Annotated in this window: 18 protein-coding genes and 1 pseudogene; 7 read left to right on the top strand and 12 right to left on the bottom strand. The window is 54.0% G+C overall.

Annotation, left to right across the window (positions count from 1 at the left end; genetic code table 11):
- From FEF65_RS13195 to rpsL, 4 genes are all read right to left on the bottom strand, one after another.
- On the bottom strand, positions 1-385 hold a 385-nt coding region (locus FEF65_RS13195), incomplete at its 3' end, for a GTP-binding protein (protein WP_238701152.1).
- Positions 386-395: 10 nt separating this feature from the next.
- On the bottom strand, positions 396-2,474 hold the full coding sequence (fusA, locus tag FEF65_RS13190) for an elongation factor G (RefSeq protein ID WP_138240287.1): 2,079 nt from the start codon (positions 2,472-2,474) through the stop codon (positions 396-398).
- A 124-nt stretch (positions 2,475-2,598) separates the two neighbouring features.
- Complete coding sequence (gene rpsG / locus FEF65_RS13185; RefSeq protein ID WP_138240286.1) at positions 2,599-3,069, bottom strand: 30S ribosomal protein S7; 471 nt, start codon at positions 3,067-3,069, stop codon at positions 2,599-2,601.
- A gap of 15 nt (positions 3,070-3,084) precedes the next feature.
- Entirely contained in the window at positions 3,085-3,456 is a 372-nt protein-coding gene (gene rpsL, locus FEF65_RS13180; RefSeq protein WP_138240285.1) for a 30S ribosomal protein S12, read from the bottom strand.
- A gap of 427 nt (positions 3,457-3,883) precedes the next feature.
- Between rpsL and FEF65_RS13175 the strand changes: the two genes are divergently transcribed.
- Positions 3,884-4,429 carry a hypothetical protein gene (locus FEF65_RS13175; protein WP_138240284.1) on the top strand — a complete coding sequence of 182 codons (546 nt, stop codon included), beginning with the start codon at positions 3,884-3,886 and terminating at the stop codon, positions 4,427-4,429.
- 695 nt (positions 4,430-5,124) lie between these two features.
- Here FEF65_RS13175 and FEF65_RS13170 read toward each other — a convergent pair.
- The 6 genes from FEF65_RS13170 to folB all read right to left on the bottom strand — a co-directional run bounded on the left by FEF65_RS13170 (position 5,125) and on the right by folB (position 9,683).
- Positions 5,125-6,528, bottom strand: coding sequence for an NAD(P)(+) transhydrogenase (Re/Si-specific) subunit beta (locus FEF65_RS13170; RefSeq protein WP_138240283.1), 1,404 nt, complete (start codon positions 6,526-6,528; stop codon positions 5,125-5,127).
- 10 nt (positions 6,529-6,538) lie between these two features.
- The gene (locus FEF65_RS13165; RefSeq protein WP_238701414.1) at positions 6,539-6,865 is read right to left on the bottom strand and encodes an NAD(P) transhydrogenase subunit alpha part 2; all 327 of its coding nucleotides are present in this window, start codon (positions 6,863-6,865) and stop codon (positions 6,539-6,541) included.
- An 8-nt stretch (positions 6,866-6,873) separates the two neighbouring features.
- Positions 6,874-8,004: a Re/Si-specific NAD(P)(+) transhydrogenase subunit alpha gene (locus FEF65_RS13160; protein WP_138240281.1), complete on the bottom strand. Its 1,131-nt coding sequence runs from the start codon at positions 8,002-8,004 to the stop codon at positions 6,874-6,876.
- A 92-nt stretch (positions 8,005-8,096) separates the two neighbouring features.
- Positions 8,097-8,537 (bottom strand): 2-amino-4-hydroxy-6-hydroxymethyldihydropteridine diphosphokinase, encoded by a 441-nt coding sequence (gene folK, locus FEF65_RS13155; RefSeq protein WP_238701413.1) that lies wholly within the window; start codon positions 8,535-8,537, stop codon positions 8,097-8,099.
- A 44-nt stretch (positions 8,538-8,581) separates the two neighbouring features.
- Entirely contained in the window at positions 8,582-9,052 is a 471-nt protein-coding gene (locus FEF65_RS13150) for a 6-pyruvoyl trahydropterin synthase family protein (protein WP_138240280.1), read from the bottom strand.
- A gap of 262 nt (positions 9,053-9,314) precedes the next feature.
- A complete protein-coding gene (gene folB, locus FEF65_RS13145; RefSeq protein WP_170304458.1) occupies positions 9,315-9,683 on the bottom strand; it encodes a dihydroneopterin aldolase in 369 nt (122 codons plus the stop codon).
- A gap of 25 nt (positions 9,684-9,708) precedes the next feature.
- Here folB and FEF65_RS13140 point away from each other — a divergent pair, with 25 nt between their 5' ends.
- Positions 9,709-9,945 (top strand): zinc-finger domain-containing protein, encoded by a 237-nt coding sequence (locus FEF65_RS13140; protein ID WP_238701412.1) that lies wholly within the window; start codon positions 9,709-9,711, stop codon positions 9,943-9,945.
- 20 nt (positions 9,946-9,965) lie between these two features.
- Here the strand turns inward: FEF65_RS13140 and rlmB are convergent, their stop codons facing one another.
- Positions 9,966-10,721 (bottom strand): 23S rRNA (guanosine(2251)-2'-O)-methyltransferase RlmB, encoded by a 756-nt coding sequence (rlmB, locus tag FEF65_RS13135; protein WP_138240279.1) that lies wholly within the window; start codon positions 10,719-10,721, stop codon positions 9,966-9,968.
- A gap of 205 nt (positions 10,722-10,926) precedes the next feature.
- Here rlmB and FEF65_RS13130 point away from each other — a divergent pair, with 205 nt between their 5' ends.
- The 3 genes from FEF65_RS13130 to FEF65_RS13120 are packed head-to-tail and all read left to right on the top strand — an operon-like array spanning position 10,927 to position 12,518.
- Positions 10,927-11,277, top strand: coding sequence for a hypothetical protein (locus FEF65_RS13130; protein WP_138240278.1), 351 nt, complete (start codon positions 10,927-10,929; stop codon positions 11,275-11,277).
- 14 nt (positions 11,278-11,291) lie between these two features.
- On the top strand, positions 11,292-11,654 hold the full coding sequence (locus tag FEF65_RS13125) for a mechanosensitive ion channel protein MscS (RefSeq protein WP_138240277.1): 363 nt from the start codon (positions 11,292-11,294) through the stop codon (positions 11,652-11,654).
- A gap of 12 nt (positions 11,655-11,666) precedes the next feature.
- Entirely contained in the window at positions 11,667-12,518 is an 852-nt protein-coding gene (locus FEF65_RS13120) for a DUF2145 domain-containing protein (protein WP_138240276.1), read from the top strand.
- 24 nt (positions 12,519-12,542) lie between these two features.
- On the opposite strand, the gene FEF65_RS13115 is transcribed toward FEF65_RS13120, so the two are convergent.
- Positions 12,543-13,499, bottom strand: a complete 957-nt coding sequence (locus FEF65_RS13115; RefSeq protein WP_138240275.1) for an acetyltransferase — start codon at positions 13,497-13,499, stop codon at positions 12,543-12,545.
- An 82-nt stretch (positions 13,500-13,581) separates the two neighbouring features.
- Between FEF65_RS13115 and FEF65_RS13110 the strand changes: the two genes are divergently transcribed.
- Together FEF65_RS13110 and FEF65_RS13705 are read left to right on the top strand one after the other, a co-directional pair.
- Complete coding sequence (locus tag FEF65_RS13110; protein ID WP_138240274.1) at positions 13,582-14,007, top strand: DUF2141 domain-containing protein; 426 nt, start codon at positions 13,582-13,584, stop codon at positions 14,005-14,007.
- A pseudogene (locus tag FEF65_RS13705) lies at positions 14,004-14,429 on the top strand (SDR family NAD(P)-dependent oxidoreductase). Before FEF65_RS13110 ends, FEF65_RS13705 begins: the two are co-directional and overlap by 4 nt.
- Positions 14,430-14,471 lie beyond the last annotated feature (42 nt).

Here is a 14,471-nt window from a genome sequence, read left to right as displayed (position 1 = left end):
GTACGTTTACCTGACGAGCCAGCAGCACGTGCTCACGGGTCTGTGGCATCGGGCCATCAGCTGCAGATACCACCAGAATACCGCCATCCATCTGGGCAGCACCGGTGATCATGTTCTTTACGTAGTCGGCGTGGCCCGGGCAGTCAACGTGTGCGTAGTGACGCGCATCGGTCTCATACTCGACGTGAGCAGTCGCGATGGTAATACCGCGCTCGCGCTCTTCAGGAGCACCGTCGATATCGCCGTAATCCTTGAAGCTTGCCTGACCTTTCAGTGACAGTACCTTGGTGATCGCAGCGGTCAACGTGGTCTTGCCATGGTCAACGTGACCGATGGTACCGATGTTTACGTGCGGCTTGGTACGCTCAAACTTTCCCTTTGCCATGATTTACTCCTTAACCCTTCACACTGGCAATGATTTCTTGCGCAATGTTGTTTGGAACTTCTTCGTAGTGCTTGAACTGCATGGTGTATGTTGCACGGCCCTGCGACATTGAACGAACGTTGGTTGAGTAACCGAACATCTCGGACAGCGGCACTTCAGCATCCACCACTTTGGCGTTGTTACGATCATTCATACCCAGAATGCGACCACGACGGCGATTCAGATCGCCAACGATATCACCCATGTAGTCTTCAGGGGTAACAACTTCCACTTCCATCATCGGCTCAAGAATAACCGGCTTGGCCTGTGCACAACCTGCACGGAAGCCCATAGAACCGGCGATCTTGAATGCCATTTCATTGGAGTCGACGTCATGATAAGAGCCGTCAACTACAGTAACGCGAATGTCGACCATCGGGTAGCCGGCCAGAACACCGTTCTGCATGGCTTCTTCAGCACCCTTACCAACTGCAGGAATGTATTCACGAGGAATCGCACCACCCACAATCTTGTCAACAAACTGGAAACCACCACCGGCTTCCATCGGCTCGATTTCAAGCCAGCAGTGACCATACTGACCACGACCACCGGACTGACGTACAAACTTGCCTTCTGCCTTGGCCTTGCCACGAATGGTTTCGCGATAAGCAACCTGAGGCTTACCAACGTTGGCCTCAACCTTGAACTCACGCTTCATACGATCCACGATGATTTCGAGATGCAGCTCGCCCATACCGGAAATAATGGTCTGACCGGTCTCTTCGTCGGTACGAACACGGAAAGAAGGATCTTCGGCAGCCAGACGACCCAGCGCCAGACCCATCTTCTCCTGGTCAGCCTTGGTCTTAGGCTCGATCGCCACAGAAATAACCGGCTCAGGGAATTCCATGCGCTCAAGAATGATCGGATCACTCTCAACACAAAGCGTATCACCGGTAGTGGTGAACTTCAGGCCGACTGCTGCAGCGATATCGCCAGCACGAACTTCCTTGATCTCGGAACGCTCGTTTGCATGCATCTGCAGAATACGACCCAGACGCTCTTTCTTGCCCTTGGTGGAGTTGATGACATAAGAGCCAGCTTCAATCTCACCGGAGTAAACACGGAAGAAGGTCAGCGTACCAACGAACGGATCACTCATCACCTTGAATGCCAGCGCCGAGAAAGGTGCTGCATCGGAAGATGGACGGGAGTCCTCTGCGTCGGTATCCGGATGAACACCCTTGATCGCAGGAACGTCGGTTGGCGCAGGCATATACTCTACAACTGCGTCCAGCAGGGTCTGAACACCCTTGTTCTTGAATGCGGTACCGGCAAGAACAGGAATCACTTCGATGTTCATTACAGCCTTGCGAATGCAAGCCTTCAGCGCAGCCTCATCGATCTCCTCACCCTCAAGGTAAGCCATCATCAGCTCTTCGTCGTGAACAAGCACTGCATCAAGCAGCTGCTCACGGCACTCATCAGCCTGATCCTGAAGATCTTCAGGGATATCGGTTACGTCGTACATTGCACCCATGGCTTCGTCTTTCCAGACGATTGCCTTCATGGTTACCAGATCAATCACACCCTGGAAGTTCTCTTCGTTACCGATTGGAACATTCAGCGCAACTGCATTATGACCAAGGCGCTCACGGATCTCTTTAACGACGTTAAAGAAGTCTGCACCGGTACGATCCATCTTGTTTACAAATGCGATACGGGGAACATGGTACTTGTCAGCCTGACGCCATACGGTCTCGGACTGTGGCTGAACACCGCCAACAGCACAGAACACGCCTACTGCACCGTCGAGAACGCGCAGTGAACGCTCTACCTCAATGGTAAAGTCAACGTGGCCGGGGGTGTCAATAATATTAATCTGATGATCTTTCCAGGAGCAGGTGGTTGCAGCAGAGGTAATCGTGATGCCACGCTCCTGCTCTTGTGCCATCCAGTCCATTGTTGCTGCGCCGTCATGCACTTCACCGATCTTATGACTTACGCCTGTATAAAACAGAACTCGCTCAGTCGTTGTCGTCTTGCCAGCATCAATGTGCGCCATAATGCCGATATTGCGTACACGTTCCAGTGGTGTCTTACGAGCCACGTCGCCACTCCTTACAAATCATCAAATTTAAAAGAACTATAAAAAAATCATCCGATTTTTTTACGGGTGGAGAACTATGCCCTCCACCCATCAAACTTCAAGCTACTACTTGTGCTACTAACTGTTACCAGCGGAAGTGAGAGAACGCCTTGTTCGCTTCTGCCATACGATGGGTCTCTTCACGCTTCTTGAACGCATTTCCGCGCTCGTTCAGAGAGTCAACCATCTCGTTACCAAGACGCTCAGCCATGGTGTGCTCGGAACGCTTGCGGGAGAACTCAACCAGCCAGCGAACAGCCAGTGACTGCTGACGACGATCGGACACTTCCATCGGAACCTGGTAGGTCGCGCCACCAACACGGCGAGACTTTACCTCAACCATCGGTCTTACTGCTTCAAGCGACTGATGCAGCACTGCGAGCGGTGCAATACCAGTCTTCTTTGCAGCAATTTCCATCGCATCATAGACGATGGATTCTGCAACATTCTTCTTGCCGTCAAGCATAACTTTGTTGACGACAGTCGAAACCATTGTATCACCAAACTTTGCATCCGGAACAATCGGACGACGTGGTGCGGGGCCCTTACGCGGCATAACTCAAATCCTCTCTTACTTCGGACGCTTGGCGCCGTACTTCGAGCGAGCCTGCTTGCGGCCGTCAACGCCCGTAGTATCCAGAACACCACGCAAAATATGATAACGCACACCTGGCAAGTCCTTTACACGGCCGCCGCGAATCAGAACAACAGAGTGCTCCTGCAGTTTATGACCCTCACCAGGAATATAAGCGGTCACTTCGTGACCATTGGTCAGACGAACACGAGCTACCTTACGAAGCGCCGAGTTCGGCTTCTTTGGCGTGGTCGTATAAACACGTGTGCACACCCCGCGACGCTGCGGGCAAGCCTGCAAGGCCGGTACCTTGTTGATCTTGCGCTTGTCTTTGCGCGACTTGCGAATCAACTGATTGACTGTTGGCATGGTTACCTCATTAAAAACTTTCACAACGCTGGTTGCCAATGAACTTCAATTAGCAGCCGTCGAAGGGTCGCGAACCATAGTGTTGCTTATTTGCGCTGTCAACCTGTATTCATCATTCTATTTCAAGCCACCCTGTCTAACCCCGAAAATCCGCCATCATGACCCGCTTTCAATATATATAAACAGCCAGCCGGTCATGCGGATACTCCCGCATGACGATCCGCGCCAGACAATCACACCACATCATGATGAGACTTGAATTATCACGACCTGTTGCGATAATCCACCCATATGCTCCATCCTTGATATATCTTTATGCGTTCACACATGAACGTATAAAATAGATGGATATAATATATTAACATATATTAAAATTCGCCCGTGAGGCAATTTAACCTTGCAACAACCGTAACCTGAGGAGGATACAATGACACATAAGGAGCAAAACAACGGCCTGCGCATGATTCTTTTTTATTCCACATGCGCCCTCGCCGTTGCAACCGCGCTGTTTGCAGGACTTTTCTTTACCAAAGGACACCTCATTGCAGGCATTACCCAGAATAACATTGAGGAGCTGAACGACTCCATCAACTTCAGCAAGCTCAACCACTCAATCAGAGGGCAAATGCCGGGCATCATGGATACAGTCAAGCGCGACCCCTATGATAAATATGAAAACTCAGCCGTTATCAACAGCAACCACCCAACCATTGATGTGACGCCTGAAAATATCGTAGATTTGCTTGTCAAAAGCTCAATCGCCAGGCGCGATGCCAACGGCAAGGTCAGCTTCAATGATTTTGACATGGAAAGAGAATCGCTCTCCTACTCACGTCTCAACCTCAAGTTCACCAGCACCAGCAATAAAGATGAGTGGTTCACCCTGCTGATTGCCAAGGATGGCAGCGTACTGGTCTGGAAGGTCAATGCAGCATTCCTCTCCAAACCACTGCTGGACAAGCTGCTCCAGTAACCCCGCCTCCCCTGAACCATTCACTCACCACACAGGACCGGCCCAGCCGGTCCTTTTTTTCGGGGCGATGCTGATTTATTACCCGTTCGCAAAGACAACACACAACAAAGAGACCAGAAGCCGATGGGACGGCCAACGACCGCCCGCAGGGCGAGGGCATGATGCCCGAGTCATTTTGCCTCTGCTTACCAATCAGGCGCATAAGAGCCTGATTGAACTCGCCGCAGCCTGCCCCTGCAGTAAATCACCCTGAACGGCAAATCCAGCAAGGGGAATCAAGCGGCATCCGCTTATCTTTACCGACACTGGCCCCGGACTTCCGGGATGAACCTTTTTATAACCTCAAGCCACCGCAAAACAAAGATAAGGCAGACTTTTATCCGAAGCCCCTCCGAACACAGGCCATCGGCCAAGATTCACCCGGCCATTAAGGAAGCGCTGATTAATTAGGCGCTTCCGAGCGAGCCATGGACGGCTCGCCAAATCAGACGCGTAAGTGTCTGATTTGTAAGCAAAGACAAAACCACGCTTTTGTCTTTGCGAACTGATTTTTGCCAGGAGGGCAATAAATCAGCATCTCCTTAACGACAAAGGGCCAAACAACAGATGTCGTTCAGCCCTCTATATATTACTACCTGACCGGAGCAGACCCAAAGATTATCCCGGTCCTTCCCAAAACAGGACTGAATCAAACCCTAATCGAGCGCCTGCACAATCGATTCGCAGGCCTTCTTGGCATCGGCAAACAGCATCATCGTCTGATCCATATAAAACAGATCATTGTCCAGACCTGCATAGCCGGCAGCAAGCGAACGCTTGATCACAATCACATGGCGGGCACGGGCCGCCTCCAGAATTGGCATTCCATAAATCGGACTGGAGGGATCACTCTTGGCCGCAGGATTGACCACATCGTTGGCTCCAATCACCAGCGCCACATCCGTATCTGCAAACTCGGAATTAATTTCATCCATTTCAAACACAATATCATATGGCACATCCGCTTCTGCCAGCAGCACATTCATATGGCCGGGCATACGCCCTGCCACCGGATGAATGGCAAACTTCACATCCACACCCTGCTTCATCAGCACATCCACCATCTCCTTCAGAGCATGCTGGGCCCTGGCCACAGCCAGACCGTAACCGGGAATAATCACCACGGAACGGGCATTGGAGATCAGGAATGCCGCATCCTCTGCCGCACCACTCTTCACCGGCCGCTCAACGATCGCACCACCCGATGAAGACGCTGTAGCAGCCTCACCGCCAAAGCCACCCAGCAACACATTAAACAGCGAGCGATTCATCGCCTTGCACATGATATAGGAGAGAATGGCACCGGATGAGCCCACCAGCGCACCGGCAACAATCAACATATTATTGCCCAGCGTAAAACCAATGCCGGCAGCAGCCCAGCCGGAATACGAGTTCAGCATGGAGACAATCACCGGCATGTCCGCACCACCAATCGGCACAATGAGCAACACGCCAAGCACAAGGGCAACAGCCAGCATCAATAAAAATGGTGCCCAGCTGCCATCAATGCAAAACATGATACCCGAGCCGATCATGACAATGCCAAGCAACAGGTTCAGCCAGTGCTGACCGGAAAAGATCAGCGGTTTGCCGGAGAGAATTCCCTGCAGCTTGCCGAATGCAATCAGCGACGCAGTAAAGGTAATGGAACCGATAAAGGTACCGAGAAACAGCTCAATTCGACTGGCGGGATAAAGCCCCCCGGCATGATTGGCAATGCCATAGGCTACCGGATCATAAAAAGCCGATACGGCAATAAGCACAGCGGCCAGGCCAACCAGTGAATGCATAAATGCCACTGTTTGCGGCATATGCGTCATCGGCACCTTGCGTGCAACCACACCGCCAATCAAGCCACCGACACCGATTGCAGCCACAATCCAGGCATAGTTTTGCACTGCATCCAGCTGCAGCGTAACCAGCGCAGCAATCCCCATACCCAGCATGCCAAACGCATTGCCACGACGGGCCGTAGCAGGACTTGCCAGGCCTTTAAGGGCAAAAATAATCAGTACGGAAGCGACGAGATACGCCAGCTCCACCATGTTTGCAGATAACATGAAAATCCCCTTAGGTCCGTTTCTTGAACATCGAGAGCATGCGCTGGGTCACCATAAATCCACCGAAGATATTTACAGATGCCAACCCGACCGCAATAAGCCCGAGCACCGTCGCAAGATTCATCTCAACCGGCCCCGCTGCCAGCAGAGCGCCCACAATAATGATACTGGAGATAGCATTGGTCACACTCATCAGCGGCGTATGCAATGCAGGCGTGACATTCCAGACCACGTGATAACCGACAATCACAGCCAGCACAAAAACAGTAATGGAAAAGATAACAGGATCCGCCGTCGACTCCTGCGCTGCCTGAGCAGCATTCTGAACTGCATCTATATTCACAGCTACACTCCCTGCTTTAATAACTGAGGCTTGAGAAACTGCCCGTCCCGGCAAAGGAGCGCAGCAGCAATCACCTCATCGTCCATATTGATCTTCAATTCACCTGCCTCCCGATCAATCATCGGCGCAAGAAAGTTCAACAGGTTGCGCGCATACAGCGCACTGGCATCGGTTGCCATCAAAGATGGAACATTACTGACACCGACGAGCGTAACACCATGCCTGACCACAACAGCGTCCAGCTCCGAAAGAGGGCAGTTGCCCCCCATTTCAACAGCCAGATCGACAATCACAGAGCCCGGTTTCATGCTCTTTACCATCTCTTCAGTCACCAGTACCGGCGCAGGACGCCCGGGAATCAGCGCTGTGGTAATAATGACATCGGCTCTGGCCGCATGATGCGCAATAAGCTCGGCCTGCCGGCGCTTGTAATCATCATCCATCTCACGGGCATAGCCACTGGCATCCTCGGCATCAGCATCGGCTGCCACTTCCACAAAGCGCGCACCGAGACTTTCAACCTGCTCCTTGGCCGCCGCCCGCACATCAAACACTTCAACATTGGCACCCATGCGGCGTGCCGTTGCAATCGCCTGCAAACCGGCCACACCAGCCCCCATCACCAACACCTTTGCCGGCTGCACCGTTCCTGCAGCCGTCATCAGCATCGGGAAAAAGCGCTGATAATGCTCCATCGCCAGCAATACCGCCCTGTAACCGGCAATATTCGCCTGGGAAGAGAGCACATCCATACTCTGGGCACGCGAAATGCGCGGCACCATCTCCATGCAAAAGCAGGCGAGGCCGGCATCTGCATACTGCTGCAGCAGCGGATTGGTAAATGGCGAAACCAGACTGACAACCGCAGCCCCTTTTTTCACCATTGCAATTTGATCCGCACTCAAAGGACGCACCTTCAACACCAGATCCGCATTGACACAGGCAGCAGCAAAATCATCCGCCAGCACAGCCCCCTTATCCACATAGGCCTGGTCGGGATAACTGGCAGCACTGCCCGCACCTTTTTCAACAACCACTGTACAGCCGGAAGCAATAAACTTCCCTACTGTTTCAGGCGTTGCTGCAACACGTTTTTCATATAACTGGGTTTCAACTGGAACCGCGATCAACATCGATTTAATCCCCTGTAGCGGTGGCACACATACCTGAACAGAACAGGCAGCAGACGCCTTGAGACATTGAACTCTAGAAGCGACAACCTGTTTTACAAGCGCAAAGAGACTAAGGCTACCACCCCGTCCCTGTCTTCCGGCAGGGACATCCGCACCAACTCGGCGGCAGGAACATATGCATGCGCATACAGATAAAGCTCCTCATCCACCGCCTCACCATCATAAATCAGCACATCCAGATCAATCGAACGGGGATGCCAGCCACCGACAGAGCGGTCACGCCCCTGCAAATCTTCCAGCATTTTTAAATGCATGCGCAACGACTGCTGCGAACGACCGGTACGCAACAAACAACAGGCATTGAGAAAGTCGGGGCCTTCCATCCCCACGGCAGCAGAACGATACACAGAGGAAAAAGATACATCGCCGTATGCCGCCCGCAGTGCTGCGGCAGCGACAAGCAGGTTATGCTCGGCATCAATATTCGATCCCATGCCGATCAGCGCCGATACCACGCCCTGTCCAACCGGCAATCAGATCCCCTGCAACCCGACAAAGCGGGCGACCACGCGGCCACTCACCTTCTGGCAACCTCAGCCGAACATTTGCGCGTCTCTTCAACCACAACCCGCACAAGCTCCGTACCAGTCCCCTGCAGTACATCAGGCCCCACCACATCAATCAGGTAGCTGCCAATATTTTCAGCCGTCGGATTAAACGGGACCACCACCACGCCATGAGGATCGGCAACCATCAGCGCTTCGCGCAGCGGATCATGCTCCCATACAATAAAGCGATGATCCCAGTTAACCTCAAGCCACTGGCAGAGCAGCGCCTTGATGCAGGTAAAATCAAGCACACGACCGATCTGATCCAGTGCCGACGCCTCAACGGTAAAGAAAATTCTGTAATTATGCCCATGAATACGGGCACAGGGGCCATCGACCGTCGTTTCACAACCATTCTCATCGATATGCTTATGACCACATACACGGTGCCCCATACTGAAATCATGGTAACGCGTGGCGGTAATCCTGTTTGTTGACATGCAACCTCTCTTTTCCATCGGGATATCCACAGCAACGCCAGGGCGCCGCTGTGAAGATGGTGACCTGACCCGCTGCATCCCGCAGCTCACCTGCGGAAGCGCTGATGCGTCAGTGCCTCCGTGCGGGCCATGGACGGCCCGCCAAATCAAATGCGCAAGCGCTTGTTTTGTAAAAGGCAAAACTGCGCTTTTGCCTTTGCGAACTGATTTTTTGCCAGGAGGGCAATAAATCAGCATCGCCCTGGCGCAGGCACAGCCGAGATTAACCGGGCAGTACGCCCCGCTCAATGACTATTGCAGCATGTTTCATTCCGAGGTCCGGCAAGGGCTTGGAAAGCTTGAGACGCAACCATGGCACAGAGAACTCATTGAGTATGATGCCGGCACACCCCTCGGCCAGCGATTCAATCAGCCCGAATGATGCCGACTCGACATACTCAAGCAGACGGGTTGTGATCGCATGGTAATCAAGCGCATCACGGATATCATCGCTCGCAGCCGCCTTTGATATATCCCAAAGCATCTCGATATCCAGTCGAATGCGTTGCTGAATATCGCGCTCCCAGTCATATATCCCGATGACGGTGGCAATCTCCAGCCCCTCTATCAGTATCAGATCACCCCTGCTCATTCACATCATCCTTGACAAGTACAAAATGGCCGACATAGTTCGCGCGCTTTTTTTATACCGGCCCCGGTCGGTTCTCGGGGGAAAAACAATGGGTGACACTATCAAATCTACAGATAACATCGTTTCCTGCTCAAATAACGGGCAGCACCCGCTGATTTACATCAATCTGAAAAGCGGCACCGGTCGTTGCCAGTATTGCGGCCAGAAGTTTGAAAAAGTCAGCCTGGAAAGTCACGCAGCCAAACAGGCATCGAACGCCTGATCAGCCTCTCGCAGGCCGGACTAGAGCCCCGGCCCTGCTTTCAAACGCTGGCGTGTCACCTCAAACAGCGCCACACCTGTAGCAACAGAAACATTCAATGATTCCACGCTGCCCGGCATAGGAATACGAAGCAACTGATCACAGGTCTCACCAACCAGGCGGCGCAAACCGGCACCTTCGGACCCCATCACCACAGCTGTCGCCCCGGTCAGCGCGACATCATAAATCGAGGTATCCGCCTCTCCGGCCAGCCCCACAGTCCAGAAGCCTTTTTTCTGCAACTGCTCAATACAGCGCTTCATATTAGTGACTCGCAACAGCGGCAAGCGGGACAATGCACCACAGGCTGCCTTGGCAACAACCGGCGACCCCACATCAGCAGCATGATCCTTCATCACAATAACTCCCAGGCAACCCGCCGCCTCTGCCGTACGAATACATGCGCCGAGATTATGCGGGTCGGTCACCTGATCGAGCAGCAATAACAGCGGTGCACGATCCATATCGATGGCATCAAGCCACATTTCAAACGATACAGGCGCCACACTTTCCGCCGAGGCCACCTTGGCGACGACACCCTGATGCGGCACCCCTTCAGCCAGACGGACAAGCGCCTCTTTGGGCACAAATGTAAAACGGATCCCTGCCTTTTTTGCCAGATGAATCAGCTCATTGATACGCGGGTGTGACTTCCCCTTCTCAATCAACAGCTCATCAATTGTCTCTCCGGCATCCAGCGCATGCTTTACCGCATGAATTCCTGCCAATACAGCCATCCATTATCTCCTGCTGCCATCATAAGGCAGATTATGCCGGTTTCTAACGGCCCCCTCTTGCGGATGCAACCAGATGCGCCTCCCGCATCACCGCCACCGCATGCACATTGCCAGCAAGGCGGCTTCGAACTATGCTGCATGCCATGCCGGATGCCGGCCCGACCAATGAACAAGGCCCGCATCTGCGCACATCGGAGGTTTGTGTATGCACAAAGGTTTGATTGCCTTCACCATGCTGCTGCTATCGGCGCAACCAGCCATGGCAGGCGACCATGCAACAGCGACAGCAACCCATTCGGGACAGGCATCAGCACACTCTGTCATGTCCGGCCTGCATGCGCTTGCAGCCAGCGGCCAGGTCTTGCTGCATGTCTCGGCGGCCCCTCTGCTTGTTTCCGGAACGGCCGGAGCAGCTTCCGCTCACATCGGCAGCGAACTGCTGAAGGCCGCCGCCGCCCCCATCGGCACACCTCTCCCCATCGCCGATGACACCTTTTCTGCAGGCCCGCCACCGGATGAGGCCCTGAAAAACAATCAAAAACAGACGAATCTTTGAGCCGGAGCGATCACATGATGCGTATACTACATACCGGATGGATAACCCTGATGCTATGCGGCCTGATTGCCCCTCTCCCGGCGTATGCAGGCAACGGAAGTGAAAGCCACAGCGGACAGGCGGCACTCCACTCGGGCAAAGCCTCCGGGCAACTGGCGCAAAGCGCCGGCCATGCCACCGCCAGCGGGGCTCAGGTTGTATCCGGCATAGCCGCCGTACCGCTTGTTGCTGCCGGTGCCGTCGGAGCCTCTGCCGCTACAAGTGGCAACGCCCTTGCCAACGCCGCCGACCAGCCGCTTGAAGTCAGCGATGAGGTGATGACTGCAGGCCCGAGTCCAGACCAGATGCTCGGCAACCACAAAGCCAACAAGCAATAACGGGAGCGTAACATGGCAACCAGGCCGAACCGCATCATCACCCTTCTTTTCACCGCCCTTTTGTGCTGGCTAACGCCCGCTGTCTCCTTTGCCGGCAGCCATCAGGATGCACCACTGCAATACTCGCCTGAGCAGATCATCGATTTTTCCAAACGCTTTGAGAAAGATCTTGCTGCCAAAGGTGTGCGCGTCGCCATCGTTTCACGACTCGGTCGCCCGCGTGGCGAGCTGCCTCCCGGCCTGCGCTATACCCATGTCGGACTGGCCGTCTATTCGATTATTACCACCAGCGACGGACGTCAACTGCCCGGCTATGCCATGTACAACCTCTACCAGAGCAGTGCCGAGCCGGATCACAGCGATCTGATTCAGGATTTTCCGGCCGATTTTTTCGCTGGCGTTTACGCGCTCGATACCGGCATTATCATCCCGAAGCCGGATCTCCAGCAACGCATGCTGGAGCTGATTGCCTCGCCCGCCTATAAAAAGCTGCATAGCCCCAACTATTCGGCCATTGCCAACCCTTTTAACGATAAACTGCAAAACTGCACGGAGTTCGTACTCGATGTTGTCACCGCAGCCCTGTACCAGACCGACGATATCAGAAAAATCAAGGCGAATGAGAAGGCCTATTTCGAAGCGCAGCCGGTAGAAATCAATCCACTGAAACTGGCGCTTGGCTCGATGTTCATGAAGGATATTTCTCTGTCGGACCAGCAGGGAAAACCGGAGCTCGCCACCTTTACCACCATCGCCCGCTTCATGGAAAAGTACCATCTGGCTGACAGCGTCTACACCATTGTCGATGACAAGGCGGTACCGATGTCAGCCGAAGAGAAGGAGAAGAGCGGCTTCGGTCAATGATCCACGCGGTGAATGGATCCGGAATCAGCCGTACATCCGCCTGAAGGCATCGATAAAGGCGTTCAGCATAGGCGCAGGCAGTGCATTGATTCCGGCTGCAGCCTTGCGCCCGCCTCCGGTCGGAAACTGCATGCAGAGCTCATCGGCACCGGTTTTATTGGAGAGCGGCGCACGGACGCTGATGCGATAACCGCCGTCGGGCAACTCAGTCAGCAGCGCATGGGCACGATCCGGAAACTGCCGCGCCAACTCGTTGCCATAAACACCGGAAACCCGTCGCGTCCATGGCGCATCGGGCATCATGATCATGGCAATGGCAGGCTCCTCAATCGCGACGGGCAACTCGCGCGCCTGCCTGATATCGGCGGCATAGCCTTCGTCCAGCTGTGTGTAGGCTGGTGATTCATCCATAAAAGCGAACGGGTCGTCATAGGGAGCTATCGCCCGGTAGAGATCATCAGGCGTGATATAGAGGTCATCGAGCGTCACGCCGTAACCGTTATAGTTCACCAGTGTGCCCAGATGCTCCAGCCGCGAGAGCTGATCAGCGGAAAGATTCAGCGGTATCGCAGCAGTGCGGGCCGCCGCAAACAGGTTGTCGCCAAAAGCCGCGGTCACGGCCCACGGCAGATGGGCGCCGCCCAGCCGGGCGTTCACCAGCAGGCTGGTGCAGACATCGGCATCGGTATTGATATGGGCCTCAAGCCTGTCTGCAACAGGAAGATCACCGGCAAAGTGATGGTCGCAATAGAAGACGGAGGCACCGGCATCGAGCAACCGGATCAGATCGTCGCGGTTTTTATCCAGCGAAATATCCAGCACGGTGACACAATCGCCGGCCGCTGCCTGCACACGCTTCAGCAGTGAAATATCGCGTTTTACGCCGGTAATCAGCTCGGATTGACGCGGCTCGGCCAGCCGCAGCTGATGCAGCGCACAAATACCATCCGCATCGCCATTAAATACATCGACATATTTCATCGTCAACCTCTCCCATCTCCCATATAGCAGTCGACATGCAGATCCCCGCACGCCAACATTGATAGCCACCGGAGGAGACCCATTGTACCTGCTACTGTTACTTCTATCTGTCATCACGCTGGCGCATCACAGCGTCGCCGCCGAAACAGCCACCCTGATCATCCGGGTCGACAACATCACCGAAGAGCGCGGCATGATCGCCTACAAACTATTCGATTCCGAAGCAGCCTATCGCAGTCGAACAAAAACCATCCGCAGTGGCTTTGCCCCCATCCATGCACTTGCCTGCACCATTGATATCGAGGGACTTCAGCCCGGCCGTTATGCCGCGGTGTTCTATCACGATCGCAACAATAACAAAAAACTCGATCATGGTCTGTTCCACATCCCGACAGAGCCCGCCGCATTCTCCAATCATGCCCAACCCCGTTTCGGCCCACCCGCATTCGAAGATGCCGCCTTTGATATTCATGCCGGAGAAAACCCTGTTCACGTGGAGCTGCAATGACCCGACCACTTTATGCCCTGATTACCGGCGCCACCAGTGGCATTGGCCTGGAACTTGCCCGCCTGTTTGCCGCTGATGCCACGCCTCTTTTACTGGTCGCCCGGCGCCACGACCGTCTGATCGCGATCAGGGATGAACTTGAGTAGAAGTATCACATCGATATTCACATCTTTTGCTGTGATCTGGCCAGGGAGTCTGACCGCGAAAAGCTGATCACCGAAATACAGACCCGGCCGTTCGCCGTGGGGTGGCTGGTCAACAATGCCGGTATCGGACAATTCGGCACCATTGCTGAGGCCCCCTGGCAACAAACCGAGCAGATGCTCAAACTCAACATGCTAGGAGTCTGCGCGGCAGAGGACAAATGCCGGCCTATATTTATCGGCGAGTCGAATTTTCAAATTGGTCGCAGCCATCTTTAATTGCCAGGGTGCATCAGAGGACCGCATAGTCATGCGATAAGC

The sequence above is a fragment of the Mariprofundus erugo genome, assembly GCF_005818865.1.
Classification (GTDB): Bacteria; Pseudomonadota; Zetaproteobacteria; order Mariprofundales; family Mariprofundaceae; genus Mariprofundus; species Mariprofundus erugo.
Note: the sequence above shows the minus strand (reverse complement) of the source record. Positions and strands in the feature narration are given on the sequence as shown.

Coding starts and splice junctions, on each gene's coding strand:
- rpsG (WP_138240286.1), bottom strand. CDS start 3,069: ATGCCGCGTAAGGGCCCCGCACCACGTCGTCCGATTGTTCCGGATGCA.
- rpsL (WP_138240285.1), bottom strand. CDS start 3,456: ATGCCAACAGTCAATCAGTTGATTCGCAAGTCGCGCAAAGACAAGCGC.
- FEF65_RS13175 (WP_138240284.1), top strand. CDS start 3,884: ATGACACATAAGGAGCAAAACAACGGCCTGCGCATGATTCTTTTTTAT.
- FEF65_RS13170 (WP_138240283.1), bottom strand. CDS start 6,528: ATGTTATCTGCAAACATGGTGGAGCTGGCGTATCTCGTCGCTTCCGTA.
- FEF65_RS13160 (WP_138240281.1), bottom strand. CDS start 8,004: ATGTTGATCGCGGTTCCAGTTGAAACCCAGTTATATGAAAAACGTGTT.
- FEF65_RS13150 (WP_138240280.1), bottom strand. CDS start 9,052: ATGTCAACAAACAGGATTACCGCCACGCGTTACCATGATTTCAGTATG.
- folB (WP_170304458.1), bottom strand. CDS start 9,683: ATGAGCAGGGGTGATCTGATACTGATAGAGGGGCTGGAGATTGCCACC.
- FEF65_RS13140 (WP_238701412.1), top strand. CDS start 9,709: ATGGCCGACATAGTTCGCGCGCTTTTTTTATACCGGCCCCGGTCGGTT.
- rlmB (WP_138240279.1), bottom strand. CDS start 10,721: ATGGCTGTATTGGCAGGAATTCATGCGGTAAAGCATGCGCTGGATGCC.
- FEF65_RS13130 (WP_138240278.1), top strand. CDS start 10,927: ATGCACAAAGGTTTGATTGCCTTCACCATGCTGCTGCTATCGGCGCAA.
- FEF65_RS13125 (WP_138240277.1), top strand. CDS start 11,292: ATGATGCGTATACTACATACCGGATGGATAACCCTGATGCTATGCGGC.
- FEF65_RS13120 (WP_138240276.1), top strand. CDS start 11,667: ATGGCAACCAGGCCGAACCGCATCATCACCCTTCTTTTCACCGCCCTT.
- FEF65_RS13115 (WP_138240275.1), bottom strand. CDS start 13,499: ATGAAATATGTCGATGTATTTAATGGCGATGCGGATGGTATTTGTGCG.